Source organism: Enterobacter ludwigii (assembly GCA_023023105.1).
GTDB lineage: Bacteria > Pseudomonadota > Gammaproteobacteria > Enterobacterales > Enterobacteriaceae > Enterobacter > Enterobacter adelaidei.
This window is the reverse complement of the sequence record CP083824.1, coordinates 354,925-376,825: the sequence shown is the minus strand read 5'-3', so window position 1 is coordinate 376,825 and position 21,901 is coordinate 354,925. Positions and strand designations below refer to the sequence as shown.

Sequence of the window (21,901 nt, the reverse complement as noted above, 5' to 3'; positions counted from 1 at the left end):
TTTCTATGCACTTATCCAGACGTCCGACCAGTTACCCTACCCGCTGGCAAGAGATTGCGGCAAAGCTTGAAGTGGAACTGCGCACGCACTATCGCTGCGGGGATTACTTGCCTGCCGAGCAACAGCTTGCCGACCGTTATGAAGTGAATCGTCATACCTTGCGCCGCGCCATCGATCAGCTGGTCGAGCGCGGATGGGTTCAGCGCCGTCAGGGCGTGGGCGTGCTGGTGCTGATGCGCCCGTTCGACTACCCGCTCAACGCGCAGGCCCGCTTTAGCCAGAACCTGCTCGATCAGGGCAGCCACCCCACCAGCGAAAAGCTGCTGTCGGTGCTGCGCCCGGCCTCCAGCCACGTGGCTGACGCGCTGGGCATTCAGGAGGGCGACAACGTGGTGCACCTGCGCACGCTGCGCCGGGTTAACGGCGTGGCGGTTTGCCAGATAGATCACTACTTCAGTGACATGAGCCTCTGGCCTGTGCTGCAACATTTCACCAGCGGTTCACTGCATGACTTCCTGCGTGATGCCACCGGTATTGCGCTTAAGCGCACCCAGACGCGCATCAGCGCCCGCCGCGCGCAGGCCAAAGAGAGCAAAGTGCTGGAAATCCCCAACATGGCCCCGCTGCTCTGCGTGCGCACCCTTAACCACCGTGACGGTGAAGTCGACGCGACGGAATACTCCGTCAGTCTGACCCGCGCCGACATGATCGAATTCACCATGGAGCACTGAATGCACTTCGATACCGCCACCCGTCAGCGCTGGATGCGCGTGCTGGCCCACTGTCAGCCTGCTGCGCTGCACAGCCGTATGAACGCGCTCGGCCTGACGCCGGACTACGACACTATTCGCCCGCCGGAAATCAGCCTGGTACAGATCCAGGCGCGCATGGGAGGTACCGGTGAGCGCTTCTTCGCGGGTGATGCCACCCTTACCCGTGCCGTGATCCGCCTGAACAGCGGCACGCTGGGCTACGGCTACGTGCTCGGTCGCGATAAACAGCATGCCGAACATTGCGCAGTGATAGACGCGCTTTTGCAGGAACAACCTTATTTCCAGACGTTAATGGAAACCCTTATCGCCCCTCTGGAAGCCGACCGCGCCGCACGCCTTGCCGCACGTCAGGCCGAAGTGAACACCAGCCGGGTCGACTTCTTTACGCTCGTTCGCGGAGATAACGCATGACGCTTCTACCCGCTTTTATCCTTGCTGTCCAGGATGCCCAACAGAGTTTTCGTCGCCTGCTGAAAGCCATGAGCGAGCCGGGCGTGATTGTCTCGCTGCACCAGCTTTCACAAAGCTGGCTGCCGCTAAACCTGGCGACCACCAGCGTACTGCTGACCCTAGCCGACAACGATACTCCGGTGTGGCTCTCAGGCGCGCTTTCGAATGATATTGCCAGCCAGAACCTGCGTTTTCACACCAACGCTCAGCTGGTTGAACAGCCCCGACAGGCCGTGTTTGCCGTGGCCGATGAGCAAATCAGCCACGAACAGCTCAACGCCCTGAGCGAAGGCAGTGCCGTCGCTCCGGAAACCAGCGCCACGCTGATTTTGCAGGTCTCGAGCCTGAGCGGCGGTCGCATGCTGCGCCTGACCGGTGCTGGCATCGCTGACGAACGGATGGTCGCGCCACAGCTGCCGGATTGCATCATTCATGAGCTGACCGAACGTCCCCACCCGTTCCCGCTGGGTATCGACCTGATCCTGACCTGCGGTGAACGCCTGCTGGCAATACCGCGAACCACTCACGTGGAGGTATGCTGATGTACGTTGCCGTCAAAGGGGGCGAAAAAGCCATCGCCGCCGCCCATGCGCTGCAGGCGCACAGACGACGGGGTGATGAGCAGCTTCCTGAGCTGAGCGTTGCCCAGTTAGAGCAGCAGTTAAACCTCGCCGTCGACCGTGTCATGACCGAAGGCGGCATCGCTGACCGCGAGCTGGCGGCGCTGGCGTTAAAACAGGCCAGCGGTGACAACGTCGAAGCCATCTTTCTGTTACGCGCGTATCGCACCACGCTTGCCAGACTGGCGGTGAGTGAGCCCGTTAACACCGCTGAGATGCGCCTGGAACGCCGCATTTCGGCCGTTTATAAAGACATCCCTGGCGGTCAACTGCTCGGCCCCACCTACGACTACACCCATCGCCTGCTGGATTTCACGCTGCTGGCAAACGGTGAAACGCCTTCCCTGAGCACGGCCGAGCCGCAGCAAGATGCCTCCCCGCACGTCTTTAGCCTGCTGGCGCATCAGGGGCTGGCAAAAGCCGAAGAAGACACCGGCAGCACGCCAGACGACATTACCCGCACACCGCCGGTTTATCCGTGCTCACGCTCGTCGCGCCTTCAGCAGTTGATGCGCGGCGACGAAGGTTATCTGCTGGCGCTGGCCTACTCGACACAGCGCGGTTACGGGCGTAACCACCCGTTTGCAGCAGAAATTCGTAGCGGCTTCATTGACGTTGAAATTGTGCCTGAAGAGCTGGGTTTTGCCGTGAACATCGGGGAACTGCTGCTCACGGAATGCGAAATGGTCAACGGCTTTGTCGCTCCGGAAGACGAAGCGCCACACTTTACCCGGGGTTACGGGCTGGCGTTCGGTATGAGTGAACGTAAAGCGATGGCAATGGCGCTGGTCGACCGCGCGCTGCAGGCCCCGGACTACGGTGAACACATCTCCGGCCCGGCACAGGACGAAGAGTTCGTGCTGGCCCACGCGGATAACGTTGAGGCCGCAGGCTTTGTCTCGCACCTCAAGCTGCCGCACTACGTTGATTTCCAGGCCGAACTGGAACTACTGAAACGCCTGCAACGGGAGCGCGAAAATGGCTAACTTAAGCGGCTACAATTTTGCTTATCTGGATGAGCAAACCAAACGTATGATCCGCCGCGCTATCCTGAAAGCGGTGGCAATCCCGGGCTATCAGGTACCGTTCGGCGGCCGCGAAATGCCGATGCCCTACGGCTGGGGCACCGGCGGTATTCAGCTTACCGCCAGCGTGATTGGGGAAGCGGATGTGCTGAAGGTCATCGACCAGGGGGCGGACGACACCACCAACGCCGTGTCGATTCGTAACTTCTTCAGGCGCGTGACGGGTGTTAACACCACCGAAAAAACCGAAGATGCCACGCTGATCCAGACCCGTCACCGCATTCCAGAAACGCCACTCACCGAAGATCAAATCCTGATTTTTCAGGTCCCTATCCCTGAGCCGCTGCGCTTTATTGAGCCGCGTGAAACCGAAACCCGCACCATGCACGCCCTGGAAGAGTACGGCATCATGCAGGTGAAACTGTATGAAGATATCGCCCGCTTCGGCCATATCGCCACCACCTACGCCTACCCGGTGAAGGTGAACGGTCGCTACGTGATGGACCCGTCGCCAATCCCGAAATTCGATAACCCGAAGATGGACATGATGCCTGCGCTGCAGCTATTCGGTGCCGGGCGTGAAAAGCGCATCTACGCCGTGCCGCCCTACACCCGTGTGGAGAGTCTCGACTTCGATGACCACCCGTTTACGGTGCAAGAGTGGGATGAGCCGTGCGCCATCTGCGGTTCGAAACACAGCTATCTGGATGAAGTGGTGCTGGATGACACGGGCAAACGGATGTTTGTCTGCTCCGACACCGATTACTGCCGCCAACAGAGCGAGGCGAACAGCCTATGAAACCGCTGCTTTCGGTTAACAACCTGACCCACCTTTATGCGCCGGGCAAAGGCTTCAGCGACGTCTCGTTTGAGCTGTGGCCGGGGGAAGTGCTGGGGATCGTCGGGGAGTCCGGCTCAGGCAAAACGACGCTGCTTAAATCCATCTCTGCGCGCCTGACGCCGCAGAATGGCGACATTTTGTATGAAGGAGCATCCCTGTACGGCATGAGTGAAGCCGAGCGCCGCCGCCTGCTGCGCACCGAGTGGGGTGTGGTGCATCAGCACCCGATGGACGGTCTGCGCCGTCAGGTCTCTGCGGGAGGCAACATCGGCGAACGCTTGATGGCCACCGGCGCGCGCCATTACGGCAATATCCGCACCACGGCGCAACACTGGCTGGAAGAAGTTGAAATCCCTGCCTCGCGTATCGACGACCTGCCGACTACTTTCTCGGGCGGCATGCAGCAACGTCTGCAAATCGCCCGCAACCTGGTCACCCATCCGAAGCTGGTGTTTATGGATGAACCCACCGGCGGGCTGGACGTTTCCGTTCAGGCGCGACTGCTCGATCTGCTGCGCGGCCTGGTGGTAGAGCTGAACCTCGCAGTGGTGATTGTCACCCACGATTTGGGCGTGGCGCGCCTGCTGGCAGACCGTTTGCTGGTAATGAAACAAGGTCAGGTGGTGGAAAGTGGGTTAACCGACCGGGTACTCGACGATCCCCATCATCCGTACACCCAGCTGCTGGTGTCGTCGGTATTGCAGAATTAAGAGGCCAACATGATCCGCGTGCAAAACGTAAGTAAAACCTTTGTGCTCCATCAGCAAAACGGCGTGCGCCTGCCGGTGCTGCAAAATGCTTCACTTGAGGTCAGCAAGGGCGAATGTGTGGTCCTGCACGGCCATTCCGGCAGCGGAAAATCCACCCTGCTGCGCTCCCTGTATGCCAACTATCTGCCGGACGAAGGCCATATTCACATCCGCCACGGCGATGAGTGGGTCGATCTGGTTCAGGCACCCGCACGGAAAGTGCTGGAAGTCCGCCGCTCAACGATCGGCTGGGTGAGCCAGTTTCTGCGGGTGATCCCGCGGATCTCCGCCCTGGACGTGGTGATGCAGCCGCTTCTGGATCTTGGCATGCCGCGCGAAACTTGCGCCGCCAAAGCCGCCAGCCTGCTGACGCGCCTGAACGTCCCTGAGCGCTTGTGGCACCTTGCGCCATCGACCTTTTCCGGCGGCGAGCAACAGCGCGTGAACATTGCGCGCGGGTTTATCGTCGATTACCCGATTTTACTGCTCGATGAACCCACCGCCTCGCTCGACAGCAAAAACAGCGCGGCGGTGGTGGAGCTGATCGAACAGGCTAAAGAACGCGGCGCGGCGATCGTCGGGATCTTCCACGACGATACTGTTCGCACCCATGTCGCAGACAGGCTACATCCAATGGGGACCCACGCATGATTATCAATAACGTCAAGCTGGTGTTGGAAAATGAAGTGGTTGGCGGCTCCATTGAGATCCAGGACGGGGTGATCCGCGCGTTCGCCGAAACCCTGAGTCGCTCCCCAGAAGCCATGGACGGCGAAGGCGGCTGGCTGCTGCCAGGGCTGATCGAGCTGCATACCGATAATCTGGATAAGTTCTTCACCCCGCGCCCGAAAGTGGACTGGCCCGCCCATTCGGCGATGAGCAGCCACGACGCGCTGATGGTCGCCAGCGGCATCACCACCGTACTGGATGCGGTAGCGATTGGTGACGTGCGCGACGGAGGCGATCGTCTGGAAAATCTGGAGAAGATGATTAACGCCGTGGAAGAGACGCAAAAACGTGGTCTCAACCGCGCCGAGCACCGCCTGCATCTACGCTGCGAACTGCCGCATCACACCACCCTGCCGCTGTTTGAAAAGCTGGTCGGTCGTGAGCCGGTCTCGCTGGTGTCACTGATGGACCACTCCCCAGGGCAGCGCCAGTTCGCCAATATTGAGAAATATCGCGAATACTACCAGGGCAAGTACTCTCTCACCGATGCTGAGATGGCCCGCTACGAAGATGAGCAGCTGGCGCTGGCAGCACAGTGGTCGCAGCCGAATCGCCTCTCCATTGCTGCGATGTGCCGGGACCGCAACATCGCGCTGGCCAGCCATGATGACGCCACCCATGAACATGTACTCGAATCTCATCAGCTTGGTAGCGTGATCGCCGAATTTCCCACCACATTTGAAGCAGCTGAAGCCTCCCGTAAGCACGGCATGAACGTGCTAATGGGCGCGCCAAACATTGTGCGCGGCGGCTCGCATTCCGGCAACGTGGCGGCAAGCAAGCTCGCCTCACTTGATCTACTCGATATCCTCTCCTCCGATTACTACCCCGCCAGCCTGCTGGATGCGGCATTCCGGGTGGCGGACGACGAGGGCAACAGATTCACGCTGCCGCAGGCCATTCGTCTGGTGACGAAAAACCCGGCATCGGCGCTGAATCTTCAGGATCGTGGAGAGATCGCCGAAGGTAAACGGGCGGATCTGGTGCTGGCCCACCGTAAAGGTGAGCATATCCATATCGACCACGTCTGGCGTCAGGGAAAACGGGTATTCTGATGGGAAGACTAATCTGGCTAATGGGGCCGTCCGGCTCCGGTAAGGACAGCCTGCTGTCCGCGTTAAGACAGCGGGAACACCCGCAACTGCTGGTCGCACACCGCTATATTACCCGCGCGGCGAATGCCGGAAGTGAAAATCATATTGCCCTGAGCGAGCAGGAGTTTTTCACCCGCGCGGGGCAAAACCTGCTGGCGCTCAGCTGGCACGCCAACGGTTATTACTACGGGGTGGGTATCGAGATAGACCTTTGGCTACACGCGGGTTTCGACGTGCTGGTCAACGGTTCGCGTGCACACCTTCAACAAGCGCGCGCCCGATATGAAGCCGCCCTGCTGCCGGTCTGTCTGCAGGTTTCACCCGATGTCCTGCGCAGCCGGTTGCAGAGCCGGGGGCGCGAATCAGCCCGTGAGATAGACCAGCGGCTTGAGCGCGCGGCGCGTTATACCCCGTCTGAATGTCATATCCTCAATAATGACGGAAGTTTGCTACAGTCTGTCGATACCTTTTTATCGCTGATCCGTCAGAAGGAGAAACAGCATGCCTGACTGCCAGCTTCGCCCCGCCACCGCCGACGATGCGGCGATGGTTTACGCTCTCATCTGCGAGTTAAAGCAGGCCGAGTTCGATCATATGGCCTTTCACACCGGTTATCTTGCCAATCTACAGGACCACAATATGCGTTATCAGCTTGCCGAGCTGGACGGGCAGATCGTCGGCATGATTGGCCTACATATGCAGTTTCACCTGCATCACGCACGCTGGATTGGCGAAATCCAGGAGCTGGTGGTGATGCCGCAGGCGCGTGGTCACAAAGTGGGGAGCCAACTCCTGGCGTGGGCAGAAGACGTCGCACGTCAGGCGGGAGCGGAGTTAACCGAGCTTTCCACCAGCGTAAAACGCGTGGATGCCCACCGTTTTTATGTCCGTGAAGGTTACACACAGAGTCATTTTCGATTCACCAAACCGCTGTAGAGGTATGCGATGAGTCTGACGATCACGTTAACCGGCACCGGCGGTGCCCAGCTGGTTCCGGTATTTGGCTGCGACTGTGCGGCGTGTCGCCGGGCGCGTTTGCAGGATAGCTATCGCCGTCGTCCGTGCAGCGCGGTGGTCAAATTCAATGAAGCCATTACCTTGCTGGATGCCGGTATTCCGCATCTGATGGACGACTGGCCGGCAGGCAGCTTCCAGCAGTTTTTGCTCACGCATTACCATATGGATCACGTTCAGGGGTTATTCCCGCTGCGCTGGGGAGTGGGGGCGACCATTCCTGTCTATGGTCCGCCGGACGACGTGGGCTGTGACGACCTGTTCAGGCACCCGGGGCTCCTGGACTTCAGCCATACAGTGGAACCGTTTGTGATGTTTGAGCTACAGGGGCTGCGGGTCACACCGTTGCCGCTCAACCACTCGAAACTGACCTTCGGGTATTTGCTGGAATCGGCCCACAGCCGCGTGGCCTGGCTATCGGATACCGCCGGATTGTCGGAAAAAACGGTGAAGTTCCTGCTTAACAACCGGCCGCAGGCGATGATTATCGACTGCAGCCACGAACCGCGCGATGAAACGCCGCGAAACCATTGCGACTTAAATACCGTAATTGCATTAAACGAGACGATTGGCTGCCCGCAAGTGATCCTGACGCACATCAGCCATCAGTTTGACGTGTGGATGATGAATAATCCGCTTCCGGAAGGGTTTGAAGCGGGGTATGACGGCATGGTGTTGGCGCTGGATTAGTTTTTCACCCTCTCGCGTGGAGAGGGTGAGGGCAACAGGCCGCACTTACCCTCGGTCGTAATCGTCTTCTAACCTGCGCTCATCCTCTTCTAACCGCCGGCGATCGTCATCCAACTGACGCTGACGCTCGTCTAAACGGCGGCGTCTGTCTTCAAGCTGCCGACGACGGTCGTCGTACTGTCGACTGTCGATTTGACGGCTGCGGTCATAACGATCGTCGTCATCGCTGCTTCGGCTACTGCTGGGGTTATAGGCGTCATTGATCGCCTGCTGAATATTGCCAATGGCATCATCAACAATATCGGCGTGAGCCAGTTGGCTGGTGAGTGACAGCAGACCAAATAACAGAGCAGTTGAGTAACGTTTCATAAGGCCAGACTCGCAGGTTAACTGGCTTTACAGTAATAAACGGCAAACGAGAGAGGTAGCGGAGGAATCTCAATTCTTCTCGCGTTCAATCGCTCCTATCGCCTCCACCCGCATCTGGTGCCGTCCCCCTTCAAACGCCGCATCCAGCCACGCATCAACGATCATTTTTGCCAGTTCCAGACCAACCACGCGCGAGCCAAAGGCCAGTACGTTGGTGTCATTGTGCTGACGCGAAAGCTGCGCGGAGTAAGGTTCGCTGCAGACTACCGCGCGAATGCCGGGAAATTTGTTGGCGGTGATGGAGATCCCCACCCCTGTGCCGCAGATCAAAATGCCGCTCTCCGCTTCTCTCGCGATAACAGCCTGCGCCACCGCGCTGGCGAAATGCGGGTAATCGGTTCGCTCTGGCGACCAGGTGCCTTTATCCAACACCTCAATTCCCCGAGCGCGCAGGTGCGCCAGAATGTCCTCTTTCAGGATAAAACCAACGTGGTCGCAACCAAACGCAATCCTTCTCATATATGCCTCTCAGTGGGTTAACTTTACGAACTCGATGATAGTTGTGATTTAAGACCGGTTTGTTGTGCAATAAAACCACAAAACCATCGAGTTCTGTGCGTGTTCTACACCGGTGTTTTTCCCTTTTCAAGCGCATAATAAGTGAAAACGTCCCTCTCCACGCAAAACCACAAAAAGAAGATACGGGTAATTAATTGATTTATAGCGATATTCTCAATCACTTATAACTCAAAACTTCACAATACTAAAAACTTTATGAATTTATAATTATTGTGAAGTTGTCAGCATATTTCCCAGGGTGAATGTGGTGATATAGTGTCGTCTTCATTTTTAAGGACAAAAGAGAGCGATGAGCCAGTCAGAATTTGAAAAAGAGCAGCCTAATGGCATCGGCCTGGCACCGTACCTGCGCATGAAGCAGGAGGGGATGACCGACAACGAAAGCCGTATCGTTGACTGGCTGCTTCAGCCAGGCAATCTGCGCGGCACCCCGGCGATCAAAGATGTGGCCGAGGCGCTGACGGTTTCAGAGGCGATGATTGTCAAAGTTGCGAAACTGCTGGGGTTCAGCGGCTTTCGCAATCTGCGCGCCGCGCTGGTGAACTATTTTTCCCAGTCTGAACAGGTACTGCCTGCCGAACTTGCTTTCGATGAAGCGCCACAGGACGTGGTCAATAAGGTGTTTAACATTACGCTGCGCACCATTATGGAAGGCCAGTCGATTGTGAACGTCGATGAAATTCACCGCGCGGCGCGTTTTTTCGCCCAGGCGAATCAGCGCGACCTGTACGGCGTGGGGGGATCGAACGCCATTTGTGCCGATATCCAGCACAAGTTTTTGCGCATCGGCGTGCGCTGCCAGTCCTACCAGGACGCGCACATTATGATGATGTCTGCATCGCTGCTGAAAGAGGGCGATGTGGTGCTGGTGGTCTCGCACTCCGGGCGCACCAGCGATGTAAAATCGGCCGTTGAGCTGGCAAAAAAGAACGGTGCAAAAATTATCTGTATTACCCACAGCTACCATTCGCCTATTGCCAAATTGGCTGATTATATTATTTGTTCGCCAGCACCAGAGACTCCCTTATTAGGGAGAAACGCCTCCGCGCGTATATTACAATTAACATTATTAGATGCTTTATTTGTTTCCGTGGCCCAACAGAATATTGAACAGGCCACATTAAATATGCAAAAAACCGGCGCTATTGTGGATTTCTTCTCCCCTGGCGCACTAAAGTAAAAATAAAAGGTTGATCCCACATTCGTGGGATCAACAAAAATGTACCCTACATTGAGAACACTGCTATGAATAAATATCTGAAATATTTCAGCGGCGCCGCTATGGGCTTAATGTTATCCACCAGTGCGTTTGCTGCAGCAGAATATGCCGTCGTATTAAAAACGCTCTCGAATCCATTTTGGGTGGATATGAAGAAAGGGATTGAAGATGAAGCGAAAACGCTCGGCGTGAGCGTAGATATTTTTGCCTCGCCTTCCGAAGGGGATTTCCAGTCGCAATTACAGCTTTTCGAAGATTTGAGTAATAAAAAATATAAAGGTATCGCGTTTGCCCCACTTTCTTCCGTCAACCTGGTCATGCCCGTAGCGCGCGCCTGGCATAAGGGGATTTACCTCGTCAACCTCGATGAAAAAATCGATATGGATAACCTGAAAAAAGCGGGCGGCAACGTGGAAGGATTTGTGACTACGGATAACGTCGCCGTGGGCGCTAAAGGGGCGGATTTTATTATCGATAAGCTCGGTGCCGAAGGCGGTGAAGTGGCGATCATCGAAGGTAAAGCCGGGAACGCATCCGGTGAAGCCCGCCGTAACGGTGCGACGGAAGCCTTCAAAAAGGCCAGCCACATAAAGCTGGTTGCCAGCCAGCCGGCTGACTGGGATCGCATTAAGGCGCTGGATGTGGCAACGAACGTATTGCAACGTAACCCGAACCTGAAAGCCTTCTACTGCGCCAACGATACGATGGCGATGGGCGTGGCGCAGGCGGTGGCCAATGCGGGCAAGCTCGGCAAAGTGCTGGTAGTGGGGACCGACGGTATTCCGGAGGCGCGCAAGATGGTCGAAGCCGGGCAGATGACCGCCACGGTAGCGCAGAACCCGGCGGATATTGGCGCTACGGGCCTAAAGCTGATGGTTGATGCGGCGAAAACCGGTAAGGTGATCCCGCTGGAAAAAGCACCGGAATTCAAGCTGGTGGATTCGATTCTGGTGACGAAATAATACCGACTCGGTGCGGCCTGGTGCCCTCACCCCAACCCTCTCCCAAAGGGAGAGGGAGTATTAATAAGGAGTTAACATGGTCACGCCATATATATCAATGGCGGGGATCGGCAAATCCTTTGGTCCGGTTCACGCATTAAAATCGGTTGATTTAACTATATATCCCCACGAGATTCACGCCTTATTAGGGGAGAATGGTGCCGGTAAATCAACCTTAATGAAAGTATTGTCGGGAATACATGAACCGACCAAAGGCACCATTACTATTAAAGAAACAAAATACGACAAACTCGATCATAAACTGGCGGCTCAGCTCGGTATTGGTATTATTTATCAGGAACTCAGCGTAATTGATGAATTAACGGTACTGGAGAATCTCTATATTGGCCGCCACCTGACGAAAAAAGCGTTTGGCGTCAGTATTATCGACTGGAAAGAGATGCGTATTCGCGCAGCGATGATGTTATTGCGCATCGGGCTAAAAGTGGATTTAGATGAAAAAGTGGCAAATTTATCTATCAGCCACAAACAGATGCTGGAAATAGCCAAAACCCTGATGCTCGACGCCAAAGTAATCATCATGGATGAACCCACCTCCTCGCTCACCAATAAAGAGGTGGATTATCTGTTCCTGATCATGAACCAGCTGCGCAAAGAGGGAACGGCGATTGTTTATATCTCTCATAAGCTTGCGGAGATTCGCCGCATCTGCGACCGCTACACGGTCATGAAAGACGGCAGCAGCGTGTGCAGTGGCATGGTGAGTGACGTGTCGAACGACGACATTGTACGCCTGATGGTGGGCCGCGAGCTGCAAAACCGCTTTAACGCCATGAAAGAGAGCACCGGTAACGTTGAGCGCGACACGGTGTTCGAGGTGAAAAACGTCACCAGCCGGGACAAGAAAAAGGTCCGCGATATTTCATTCAGCGTGAACCGAGGTGAAATCCTCGGCTTCGCAGGGCTGGTGGGCTCTGGCCGCACCGAGCTGATGGACTGCCTGTTCGGCGTGGATAAACGCAGCAGTGGTGAAATCCGTCTTAACGGCAAAACCATCTCCCCGCGCTCGCCGCTGGATGCGCTGAAAAAGGGCATGGCCTACATCACCGAGAGCCGCCGGGAAAACGGTTTTTTCCCGAACTTCTCTATCGCCCAGAACATGGCGGTCAGCCATAGCCTGAAAAACGGCGGCTACAAAGGGGCGATGGGGCTGTTCCGGGAAAGCGAGGAGCGCAAAACTGCCGAAGCGCAGCGACAGCTGTTGGCGCTGAAATGCCATAGCATCGAGCAAAACATCACCGAGCTTTCCGGTGGAAATCAGCAAAAGGTGCTGATTTCCAAATGGCTGTGCTGCAACCCGGAAGTCATTATTTTTGATGAGCCCACCCGCGGCATCGACGTCGGTGCGAAAGCCGAAATCTACAAGGTGATGCGCGGTCTTGCCGACGAGGGCAAGGTCATCATGATGGTGTCATCCGAACTTCCTGAAATTATCGCCGTCTGCGACCGCATCGCCGTGTTCTGCGAAGGGCGACTCACGCAAATCCTGACCAATCGCGACAACATGAGCGAAGAGGAGATCATGGTATGGGCATTACCACAAGAGTGAAAGGCGATATGGCCGAGAAGAAGCCGTTTAACTTCGCGCTGTTCTGGGACAAGTACGGCACCTTTTTCATCCTCGCGATCATCGTGGCCATCTTCGGCACGCTGTCGTCGGAGTACTTCCTGACCACCAACAACATCACCCAGATTTTTGTTCAAAGCTCGGTGACGGTATTAATCGGGATGGGCGAGTTTTTTGCCATTCTGGTGGCGGGCATTGACCTCTCCGTCGGCGCAATCCTTGCCCTCTCCGGCATGGTCACCGCCAAGCTGATGCTGGCGGGCGTCGACCCTTTCCTCGCGGCGCTGATTGGCGGCGTGCTGGTCGGCGGTGTGCTCGGGGCCATCAACGGCTGTCTGGTGAACTGGACTGGGCTGCATCCGTTCATTATCACCCTCGGCACCAACGCTATTTTCCGCGGTATTACGCTGGTGATCTCCGACGCCAACTCGGTGTACGGCTTTTCGTTCGAGTTTGTGAACTTCTTTGCCGCCAGCGTGTTAGGCATCCCCGTTCCGGTGATTTTCTCGCTGATTGTGGCGGTGATCCTGTGGTTCCTCACCACCCGGATGCGGCTCGGACGCAATATCTACGCCCTCGGCGGCAACAAGAACTCGGCTTTCTACTCCGGCATCGACGTGAAGTTTCACATTCTGGTCGTGTTTATCATCTCCGGCGTGTGCGCAGGGCTGGCAGGCGTGGTCTCTACCGCGCGTCTGGGGGCGGCGGAGCCGCTGGCCGGAATGGGCTTTGAAACCTACGCTATCGCCAGCGCCATTATCGGCGGCACCAGCTTCTTCGGCGGCAAAGGCCGCATCTTCTCGGTCGTCATTGGCGGGTTAATTATCGGCACCATCAATAACGGACTTAACATTCTCCAGGTTCAGACCTATTACCAGCTGGTGGTGATGGGCGGGTTGATTATCGCCGCTGTCGCCCTCGATAGACTGATCAGTAAGTAAGGAATCCACCATGAAAATCTCTCCCTCTTTGATGTGTATGGATCTGCTGAAATTCAAAGAACAGATCGAATTCATTGATCGGCACGCGGACTACTTCCATATCGACATCATGGATGGTCACTTTGTCCCGAACCTGACACTGTCGCCGTTTTTTGTCGGCCAGGTGAAAAAGCTGGCGACCAAGCCGCTGGACTGCCACTTGATGGTGACCCGCCCGCAGGATTACATCAGCCAGCTGGCGCAGGCAGGGGCCGATTTCATCACCCTGCACCCGGAAACCATCAACGGTCAGGCGTTCCGGCTGATTGAAGAAATCCGCCGCCACGGCATGAAGGTCGGCCTGATCCTCAACCCGGAAACCCCGGTCGAAGCGATGAAATACTATATTCACAAAGCCGAAAAAATTACCGTGATGACCGTTGATCCGGGCTTTGCCGGGCAGCCGTTCATTCCGGAAATGCTGGATAAAATTGCTGAACTGAAGGCCTGGCGTGAGCGCGAAGGGCTGAGTTATGAAATTGAGATCGACGGCTCCTGCAATCAGGCCACCTATCGCAAGCTGATGGCCGCCGGGGCAGACGTGTTTATCGTCGGCACCTCTGGCCTGTTCAATAACGCAGAGAATATCGACGAGGCGTGGCAGCAGATGGCGCGTCAGATCCTGTCGGCCAGAAACGAGGTAATACCCCATGCAAAAACAGCCTGACGTGGTCGCCGGAGTGGATATGGGGGCGACCCATATTCGCTTCTGCCTACAGCGCGAAGACGGCACCGTGCTTCACTGCGAAAAACAGCGTACGGCGGATGTGATTGCGCCCGGCGTGGTGGAGGGCGTGGCGGCACTGATTAACGCCCAGCTTCGACGCTATCAGGTGCGTTGTCGTGGGCTGGTGATGGGCTTTCCGGCCCTGGTGGGTAAAGACAAGCGCACCATTATATCGACGCCCAACCTGCCGCTTCAGGCCAATACGCTGCACGGTCTGGCAGATCATCTGGAGGCCACCCTGTGCTGCCCGGTGGAGTTTTCCCGCGACGTTAACCTGCAGCTCTCGTTTGACGTGGTGCAGCATCATCTTCAGCAGCAGCAGGTGCTGGCGGTCTATCTTGGTACGGGGATGGGCTTTGCCATCTGGCTGAACGGCGCGCCATGGACCGGGGCGCACGGCGTAGCGGGAGAGCTGGGGCATATTCCACAGGGGAAGATGTCCCTTCGCTGCGGGTGCGGCAACGCCGGATGTCTGGAAACCGTCTGCTCCGGCATCGCCCTCAAGCAGTGGTACGAACAGCGGCCGCGGGATTACGCAATGGGCGAAATCTTTACCGCCGCCCGCAACGAACCCTTTGTGCAGCAGTTGCTCGCCCATGCCGCGTGCGCCATTGCCACCAGCGTCAACCTCTTCGATCCGGATGCGGTCATTCTCGGCGGCGGCGTCATGGATATGCCCGATTTTCCGCGCGACGCACTGATTGCACAGATTAAACAGCATCTTCGCCGTCCGCTGCCCTATGACGCGGTGCGTTTTATCGCGGCATCGTCGTCGTCCTTTAACGGGGCGCAGGGCGCAGCGGCGCTGGCCCGCCGGCAGTTTATGCTATCACCTTGCGCAATGCCTGCGCCAACTGTACACGGCTGAACGGCTTGCGCAGGAGCGGGACGTCCGGCAGCTGCGGGTTATGCGCCGGACGTAGATCCTGTCCGCTCACCAGCAGGACCGGAAGCTGCGGGTAGCGGGTGCGTACGTGGTTAATCACCTCCGCGCCGCTTAAGCTGCCGGGAAGCATTAAGTCGCTGATGAACATGCCAATATCCGGTGAGACCTCCAGCATTCTCAACGCCTGCTCACCGTTCTCCGCCTCCAGCGTCAGATAGCCAAGCTGGTGCAGTTGCTCGCACAGGGTCTGACGAACATCCGCCTCATCTTCCAGCACCAGCACCAGCCGCTCGCTATCACCGGCGGCGGTGGCAGAGAGCACTTCATCCTCAGACATAACGGGCAGCATCGAGCGCGGGAGGTGAAGCCGAACGGTCGTCCCCTGCCCCGGCGCGCTTTCAATCTCCACGCGACCACCTGACTGGCGGACAAAGCCGTAGACCATCGACAGACCTAACCCACTCCCGCTTCCGGTCTGCTTAGTGGTGAAGAACGGTTCAAAGACCCTGGATTTCACCTCCTGCGACATACCGCTGCCGCGGTCAATCACCTCCAGCGCCACCATATCCTGCCTGCGCCCGTCGCTACGGGTGACGCGCTGATTCCAGGTACGGATCTTAATCACCCCGCTTTGCCCTTCCATCGCATCGCGGGCATTCATCACCAGATTGATGATGGCGTTCTCCAGCTGGCTGACGTCTATCCATGCGGGCCAGGCGGGGGATTGCGCTTCAATCTCCAGCGTCAGGGTCGCAGGCAAGGAGTGGAGCATGAGTTCCCTGAGATTTTCCAGCAGCGGTTTCATCTCGACCGCGTGCGGCGTCAGGGATTGCTTACGGGAAAACGCCAGCAGACGCTGGGTGAGGAGTGCACCGCGTTCGGCAGCCTTCAGCGCCCGGGTGATACGCGACGCATCTTTTGATTCCGGATCGGTAAGCTCAAGACTGCCGATGATCACCGCCAGCAGGTTATTAAAATCATGCGCCAGCCCACCCGTCAGTTGTCCAACGGCTTTCATCTTCTGGCTGTGCAGCAGTGCCTCTTCCAGCCCCTGACGCTCAATGCGGTCGATCTCCATCTGCGTGGTTTTCTCTTTAAGCAGACGGGTGGTGTGCTCAAGCGAGGCGGTGTTGCGGGCAAAAACGTTAAACGCACGCGCCAGCTCACCCAGCTCATCACGCCGCTGGAGGGCGGGAACGGACACATCCTGTTCGCCGTGAGCAAGACGCGACATCGCCCGGGAAATGGCCGTCAGGTTTGAGGCCAGATTGCGATAGATATACCAGCAGGCGCATCCGGTGATGATCAGCGCCAGCACGGCGAAAATGCTGATAAATACGCTGATAGATTGCAATTCGTGATGGCTCTGGGCCGTGCGAAGCCGGGAGGCTTGCGCCACCTGTTCGACGTACTGATTAATATCACTGTTGAGGATCGCTACCAGCGCCTTGATGTGGAACATATACCAGCTTATCGCCAGATCGCTTTCTTCCAGTTGCTTCGACAGCGGCGCGAGCTTACGCAGTTCGTCGTTAAAATCGGGCAGGACGCCATTAACCACCGGCTGCGCCGCACTCCGCGGCAGCGTTGCCGTCACCGCATCCAGCTGCTGCACCGTGGCGCGCGGCGAGGGGGTGTCGATAGCGGCGATAATCAGCCTGTCCATCTCCATTAGCTGCTGTGCATCCGGGATATTACTGTCGTAACGACGATTGATATCCTGCAAATGCCGTAAGTAGCTCTGACTCTGATACAGCGAGCTCAGCAGCGCATTACGTTCCAGATGGCGTCGCTGCCCGCGTTCAAGCATCTCCGTCACGCTCTGCTGTAATTCATTGCTTCTCTGAATAATTCGCGCCACCAGCGCCGGTTCCTGCTGCGCCAGTGGCGCATCAGCAAGCTGTTCCAGCGAGTGACGCAGTGCCATTTGCGTCTGCTTCAACCGGTCAGCTTCGCCTTTATATTCCAGCGCCCCTACGACTTGCGAAAGCCTCACCGCCGCCGTTGCCACGCTGGCGGTATCCCGTGCGAGATTCATACTGCCGGTCATGTCATCCAGCGTTTGCTGTTGAACCTGCTCCTGGATCTGGCTGGCGTGACGGAAGCCGAGCACCGCCACACCGCTGACCATGAGCGTCACGGCGACCACCAGCAGATTGAAAATCAGCAGGCGACCACGGGCGCTGGCAAAAAACGGGGGGCGGTGTGATGACATGTTAGCTCCGTAACTGTGATCGACATTAGCTATTCATAACTATGACAAATATGAACGGCTTCTGACATTTTGCATTTACGCACCTGTGATGAAGTGCAGATATCGACATTCACAGGAGATCCGCCATGAGCAGAACCCCGGTATTAGAGATGCGTCACATTGCCAAGACGTTTGGCAATTTCCGCGCGCTCAAGGGTGTGGATTTGACGGTCTTCCCCGGTGAGATCCACGCGCTGATGGGTGAAAACGGTGCGGGGAAAAGCACGCTGATGAAGATCCTCGCGGGAGCCTATACCGCCACCAGCGGTGAGATCCTGATCGACGGTCAGCCGTTTCACATCAAGGGGCCAAAAGATGCGCTGGCCGCAGGCATTACCCTGATTTATCAGGAGATGCAGCTAGCGCCCAATCTGACCGTCGCCGAAAACATCTTTCTTGGCAGCGAGTTGTCGCGGGGCGGGCTGGTACAGCGCAAAGAGATGGCTGCTCAGGCGCAGGCTGTGATTGAGCGCCTTGGCGCACATTTTAACGCCACCGACCTGGTGATGAAGCTGACCATTGCCGAGCAGCAGCAGGTGGAAATAGCCCGCGCACTGCACCGCAACAGCCGCATTCTGGTGATGGATGAACCCACCGCGGCCCTCTCCTCACGAGAAACCCATCGCCTGTTTGAGCTGATTTTGCGCCTGCGCGATGAAGGAATGGCCATCATCTATATCAGCCATCGGATGGCGGAAGTGTACGAACTCTCCGACCGCGTCAGCGTTCTGCGTGACGGGCAGTACGTCGGCAGCCTGACCCGCGACAAACTGAACGCCTCTGAGCTGGTGAAGATGATGGTCGGTCGTCCCTTAAGCGATCTGTTTAACAAAGAACGGGATATTCCACTCGGCAGCCCGCGTCTCAACGTTCACCACCTCACCGACGGTAAAAAAGTACAGCCTTGCAGCCTGCAGGTACGTTCAGGGGAGATTGTCGGTCTGGCGGGCCTGGTGGGGGCTGGCCGCTCCGAACTGGCACAACTGATCTTCGGCGCGCGCAAAGCCACAGGCGGCATGATTGAAGTTGATGGCGAGCCGGTAGTGATCCACTCCCCGCGTGCGGCAATTGAAAACGGGATCGGTTTTCTCACTGAAAACCGCAAGGAACAGGGGTTGTTCCTGGAGCTGGCGGCGCAGGAGAACATCACCATGGCCACGCTGGAGCGCGACGCAACCTTCGGCATGCTTAACCGCAAAAAAGCACAGTCCATTTCCGATGACGCCATCGCCCTGCTTAACATCCGCGTGCCCCATTCTCAGGTGCGCGCTGGTGGGCTATCAGGCGGTAACCAGCAAAAACTGCTGATCTCCCGCTGGGTAGCAATCGGCCCGCGCATTCTGATTCTGGACGAACCAACACGCGGCGTGGACGTCGGCGCGAAAAGCGAGATCTACCGCATCATGAACCAGATGGCGCGCAAGGGCGTGGCGATTTTGATGATCTCCAGCGAACTGCCGGAAGTGGTGGGCATGAGTGACCGGGTGTACGTCATGCGTGAAGGCAGCATTGCGGGTGAACTCCACGGGCGCGACATCTCTCAGGAAAACATTATGACGCTGGCAACCGGCGTGAACGACACTCATCATCAGGCGGTGCAATCATGACAACTCCTACCCATCCGCAGCAGGTGGCGAAATCCGCCTCCGCCAAAAAAATGCTGATGAGCGATCTGATGCAAACGGTCGGTATTTTGCCGATTTTAATCCTGATTGTGGCGGTATTTGGTTTTATCGCCCCTAACTTCTTCACCGAGAGCAACCTGCTCAACATTACCCGTCAGGCCTCAATCAACATCGTGCTGGCGGCAGGGATGACATTCATCATCTTAACCGGCGGGATTGACCTCTCCGTGGGCTCGATTCTGGGCACCACGGCGGTAGCGGCGATGGTGGTCTCGCTTATCCCGGAATTTGCCATGCTCTCTATTCCGGCGGCCCTGATGCTCGGCATGGTGCTGGGGCTGTTCAACGGCGCGCTGGTGGCCTTTGCCGGGTTACCGCCCTTTATCGTCACGCTCGGGACCTATACCGCGCTGCGCGGCGCGGCCTATCTGCTGGCCGACGGCACAACGGTCATTAACTCAAACATCAATTTTGAGTGGATCGGTAATAACTATCTCGGCCCCATTCCCTGGCTGGTGGTGATCGCCCTGGCAGTGATTGCGGTGTGCTGGTTTATCCTGCGCCGCACCACGCTTGGGGTTCACATCTACGCGGTCGGCGGCAACATGCAGGCAGCACGACTGACCGGTATTAAGGTCTGGATGGTACTGCTGTTTGTGTACGGCATGAGCGGTCTGCTCTCGGGCCTGGGCGGGGTAATGAGCGCATCGCGACTTTACAGCGCCAACGGCAATCTGGGCATGGGTTATGAGCTGGATGCAATTGCGGCAGTGATCCTCGGTGGTACCAGCTTTGTCGGCGGGATCGGCACGATCACCGGCACGCTGGTAGGTGCGCTGATCATCGCCACCCTCAACAACGGCATGACGCTAATGGGCGTCTCCTACTTCTGGCAACTGGTGATCAAAGGGGCGGTGATCATCATTGCGGTGCTGATCGACAAATACCGTACCCGACACCATCAAAGTGCATAACAACAATACCCTACAAGCGAGGAAGAAAAGATGCGTTTGAAACCGTTAGTGACCGCGCTCTGTGCTGGCGCACTGCTTGCCGCAACGCCGTTTGCGCAGGCGAAAGATTTGAAGTCCATCGGTGTGACGGTGGGTGACCTGGCTAACCCGTTCTTCGTGCAGATCACCAAAGGTGCCGAGCTGGAAGCGCGCAAACTGGCGGGGGATAACGTTAAAGTCACGCTGGTCTCCAGCGGTTACGATCTGGGTCAGCAGGTGGCGCAGATCGACAACTTTATTGCCGCCAAAGTGGACATGATCATCCTTAACGCGGCGGACTCCAAAGGTATCGGCCCGGCGGTAAAACGCGCGAAGGACGCCGGGATCGTGGTGGTCGCGGTTGACGTGGCAGCGGAAGGGGCAGATGCCACCATCACCTCCGATAACACCCAGGCAGGCGAAATGGCCTGTAAGTACATAACCGACCGCCTGAAAGGTAAAGGCAATGTGGTGATCATCAACGGGCCACCGGTGTCAGCGGTACAGAACCGCGTGGAAGGTTGTCAGACAGAATTCAAAAAACATCCGGATATCAAGGTGCTCTCAGATAACCAGAACGCCAAAGGCAGCCGTGAGGGTGGGCTGGAAGTGATGACCTCCTTACTGGCCGCCAATCCGAAGATCGACGGCGTGTTCGCGATTAACGATCCCACCGCGATCGGTGCCGATCTGGCAGCCAAACAGGCACAACGCAGCGAGTTCTTTATCGTTGGCGTGGATGGTAGCCCGGACGGTGAAGAAGCGCTGAAGCGGGAAAACTCCCTGTTTGTGGCGACCCCAGCGCAAGATCCGCAGGTGATGGCGGCAAAAGCGGTGGAGATCGGCTATGACATATTACAGGGCAAGCCTGCACCGAAAGCGCCTGTGCTGATCCCGGTGACGATGATCGATAAAAAGAATGTCGGAACCTATAAGGGATGGACGGTTAAGTAACCCTTTTCCCTCTCCCATTGGGAGAGGGAACTGTTTTCAAGGAGTCCCCATGAAACGCTCCGACATCAACGAAATCCTCGGCCACACGCGGCAGTTTTTCTCCATGCACGATGTGCACCTCCCCCCTTTTGCCAGCTTTCCGCCAACAAAATGGCAGCAGCTTGACCAGACCGCATGGCAGGAAGTGTTCGACCTCAGGCTCGGCTGGGACGTGACGGCATTCGGTGGCAACAATTTTGCCGCCCAGGGCCTGACGCTGTTTACTCTGCGCAATGGCTCCCCCAACGGGGTGCCGTATGAAAAATGCTACGCAGAAAAAATCATGCACGTGCGAGACGGCCAGGTCACGCCGATGCATTTCCACTGGCGCAAGCGGGAAGACATCATCAACCGGGGCGGCGGAAATCTGATCATAGAGTTGTGGAATGCCGGAGGGCATGAAGAGACCGAAAATACCGATGTGACGGTCACCGTCGACGGCTGTCGACAGACCCACGCGCCCGGTAGCCAGTTGCGCCTCACACCAGGGGAAAGCATCTGTCTCACGCCCGGTCTGTACCACAGTTTCTGGGGCGAACGCGGGTTTGGCGACGTTCTGGTGGGCGAAGTGTCATCCGTGAACGATGACGAACACGATAACCATTTTCTGCAGCCCATTGCGCGCTACAACAGTATTGAAGAAGACGAACCGGCGGTACTGGTGTTGTGCAACGAGTACAGCCTGTTTCGAATTTAAGGAGTG

Annotated in this window: 24 protein-coding genes; 21 read left to right on the top strand and 3 right to left on the bottom strand. The window is 57.0% G+C overall.

Annotated elements, in window-relative coordinates; all coding sequences use genetic code 11:
- Window positions 1–5: 5 nt before the first annotated feature.
- Genes phnF through phnP form a run of 11 tightly spaced genes read left to right on the top strand, consistent with a single transcriptional unit; the run spans window position 6 to window position 7,985 of the window.
- Window positions 6–731: a phosphonate metabolism transcriptional regulator PhnF gene (phnF, locus tag LCD46_01745; GenBank protein ID UOY71099.1), complete on the top strand. Its 726-nt coding sequence runs from the start codon at window positions 6–8 to the stop codon at window positions 729–731.
- Window positions 732–1,184: a phosphonate C-P lyase system protein PhnG gene (gene phnG / locus LCD46_01740; protein UOY71098.1), complete on the top strand. Its 453-nt coding sequence runs from the start codon at window positions 732–734 to the stop codon at window positions 1,182–1,184.
- Window positions 1,181–1,765 (top strand): phosphonate C-P lyase system protein PhnH, encoded by a 585-nt coding sequence (phnH, locus tag LCD46_01735; GenBank protein ID UOY71097.1) that lies wholly within the window; start codon window positions 1,181–1,183, stop codon window positions 1,763–1,765. The genes phnG and phnH overlap by 4 nt, the downstream gene beginning before the upstream one ends.
- On the top strand, window positions 1,765–2,829 hold the full coding sequence (locus LCD46_01730) for a carbon-phosphorus lyase complex subunit PhnI (GenBank protein UOY71096.1): 1,065 nt from the start codon (window positions 1,765–1,767) through the stop codon (window positions 2,827–2,829). Before phnH ends, LCD46_01730 begins: the two co-directional genes overlap by 1 nt.
- Window positions 2,822–3,667 (top strand): alpha-D-ribose 1-methylphosphonate 5-phosphate C-P-lyase PhnJ, encoded by an 846-nt coding sequence (phnJ, locus tag LCD46_01725; protein UOY71095.1) that lies wholly within the window; start codon window positions 2,822–2,824, stop codon window positions 3,665–3,667. The genes LCD46_01730 and phnJ overlap by 8 nt, the downstream gene beginning before the upstream one ends.
- Complete coding sequence (gene phnK, locus LCD46_01720; protein UOY71094.1) at window positions 3,664–4,419, top strand: phosphonate C-P lyase system protein PhnK; 756 nt, start codon at window positions 3,664–3,666, stop codon at window positions 4,417–4,419. The genes phnJ and phnK overlap by 4 nt, the downstream gene beginning before the upstream one ends.
- Before the next feature lie 9 nt (window positions 4,420–4,428).
- Window positions 4,429–5,109 (top strand): phosphonate C-P lyase system protein PhnL, encoded by a 681-nt coding sequence (gene phnL / locus LCD46_01715; GenBank protein ID UOY71093.1) that lies wholly within the window; start codon window positions 4,429–4,431, stop codon window positions 5,107–5,109.
- A complete protein-coding gene (phnM, locus tag LCD46_01710; GenBank protein UOY71092.1) occupies window positions 5,106–6,242 on the top strand; it encodes an alpha-D-ribose 1-methylphosphonate 5-triphosphate diphosphatase in 1,137 nt (378 codons plus the stop codon). The genes phnL and phnM overlap by 4 nt, the downstream gene beginning before the upstream one ends.
- On the top strand, window positions 6,239–6,790 hold the full coding sequence (gene phnN / locus LCD46_01705; GenBank protein UOY72870.1) for a ribose 1,5-bisphosphokinase: 552 nt from the start codon (window positions 6,239–6,241) through the stop codon (window positions 6,788–6,790). Before phnM ends, phnN begins: the two co-directional genes overlap by 4 nt.
- Entirely contained in the window at window positions 6,783–7,217 is a 435-nt protein-coding gene (gene phnO, locus LCD46_01700) for an aminoalkylphosphonate N-acetyltransferase (GenBank protein ID UOY71091.1), read from the top strand. Before phnN ends, phnO begins: the two co-directional genes overlap by 8 nt.
- Window positions 7,218–7,226: 9 nt before the next feature.
- Complete coding sequence (gene phnP / locus LCD46_01695) at window positions 7,227–7,985, top strand: phosphonate metabolism protein PhnP (protein UOY71090.1); 759 nt, start codon at window positions 7,227–7,229, stop codon at window positions 7,983–7,985.
- 45 nt (window positions 7,986–8,030) lie between these two features.
- On the opposite strand, the gene LCD46_01690 is transcribed toward phnP, so the two are convergent.
- Both LCD46_01690 and rpiB read right to left on the bottom strand, forming a co-directional pair.
- Entirely contained in the window at window positions 8,031–8,354 is a 324-nt protein-coding gene (locus tag LCD46_01690; protein UOY71089.1) for a hypothetical protein, read from the bottom strand.
- A 69-nt stretch (window positions 8,355–8,423) separates the two neighbouring features.
- Window positions 8,424–8,873, bottom strand: coding sequence for a ribose 5-phosphate isomerase B (rpiB, locus tag LCD46_01685; protein UOY71088.1), 450 nt, complete (start codon window positions 8,871–8,873; stop codon window positions 8,424–8,426).
- A gap of 349 nt (window positions 8,874–9,222) precedes the next feature.
- Here rpiB and LCD46_01680 point away from each other — a divergent pair, with 349 nt between their 5' ends.
- The 6 genes from LCD46_01680 to alsK all read left to right on the top strand — a co-directional run bounded on the left by LCD46_01680 (window position 9,223) and on the right by alsK (window position 15,316).
- Complete coding sequence (locus tag LCD46_01680; protein ID UOY71087.1) at window positions 9,223–10,113, top strand: MurR/RpiR family transcriptional regulator; 891 nt, start codon at window positions 9,223–9,225, stop codon at window positions 10,111–10,113.
- A 65-nt stretch (window positions 10,114–10,178) separates the two neighbouring features.
- Window positions 10,179–11,114 (top strand): D-allose transporter substrate-binding protein, encoded by a 936-nt coding sequence (gene alsB, locus LCD46_01675; protein ID UOY71086.1) that lies wholly within the window; start codon window positions 10,179–10,181, stop codon window positions 11,112–11,114.
- A 76-nt stretch (window positions 11,115–11,190) separates the two neighbouring features.
- Complete coding sequence (gene alsA, locus LCD46_01670; GenBank protein ID UOY71085.1) at window positions 11,191–12,723, top strand: D-allose ABC transporter ATP-binding protein AlsA; 1,533 nt, start codon at window positions 11,191–11,193, stop codon at window positions 12,721–12,723.
- Window positions 12,702–13,682, top strand: coding sequence for a D-allose ABC transporter permease (alsC, locus tag LCD46_01665; GenBank protein UOY71084.1), 981 nt, complete (start codon window positions 12,702–12,704; stop codon window positions 13,680–13,682). The genes alsA and alsC overlap by 22 nt, the downstream gene beginning before the upstream one ends.
- Window positions 13,683–13,692: 10 nt before the next feature.
- The gene (rpe, locus tag LCD46_01660) at window positions 13,693–14,388 is read left to right on the top strand and encodes a ribulose-phosphate 3-epimerase (protein ID UOY71083.1); all 696 of its coding nucleotides are present in this window, start codon (window positions 13,693–13,695) and stop codon (window positions 14,386–14,388) included.
- Window positions 14,372–15,316: an allose kinase gene (gene alsK / locus LCD46_01655; protein UOY71082.1), complete on the top strand. Its 945-nt coding sequence runs from the start codon at window positions 14,372–14,374 to the stop codon at window positions 15,314–15,316. The genes rpe and alsK overlap by 17 nt, the downstream gene beginning before the upstream one ends.
- Here the strand turns inward: alsK and LCD46_01650 are convergent.
- Window positions 15,270–17,549: a response regulator gene (locus tag LCD46_01650; protein ID UOY71081.1), complete on the bottom strand. Its 2,280-nt coding sequence runs from the start codon at window positions 17,547–17,549 to the stop codon at window positions 15,270–15,272. The genes alsK and LCD46_01650 overlap by 47 nt on opposite strands.
- A gap of 125 nt (window positions 17,550–17,674) precedes the next feature.
- Here LCD46_01650 and LCD46_01645 point away from each other — a divergent pair, with 125 nt between their 5' ends.
- From LCD46_01645 to LCD46_01630, 4 genes are read left to right on the top strand one after another with little or no spacing between them, the layout of a single operon-like run.
- Window positions 17,675–19,195 (top strand): sugar ABC transporter ATP-binding protein, encoded by a 1,521-nt coding sequence (locus LCD46_01645; GenBank protein ID UOY71080.1) that lies wholly within the window; start codon window positions 17,675–17,677, stop codon window positions 19,193–19,195.
- The gene (locus LCD46_01640) at window positions 19,192–20,187 is read left to right on the top strand and encodes a ribose ABC transporter permease (protein ID UOY71079.1); all 996 of its coding nucleotides are present in this window, start codon (window positions 19,192–19,194) and stop codon (window positions 20,185–20,187) included. The genes LCD46_01645 and LCD46_01640 overlap by 4 nt, the downstream gene beginning before the upstream one ends.
- A gap of 30 nt (window positions 20,188–20,217) precedes the next feature.
- Complete coding sequence (locus LCD46_01635) at window positions 20,218–21,159, top strand: ABC transporter substrate-binding protein (GenBank protein ID UOY71078.1); 942 nt, start codon at window positions 20,218–20,220, stop codon at window positions 21,157–21,159.
- Between the two features lie 49 nt (window positions 21,160–21,208).
- On the top strand, window positions 21,209–21,895 hold the full coding sequence (locus tag LCD46_01630; protein UOY71077.1) for a D-lyxose/D-mannose family sugar isomerase: 687 nt from the start codon (window positions 21,209–21,211) through the stop codon (window positions 21,893–21,895).
- Window positions 21,896–21,901 lie beyond the last annotated feature (6 nt).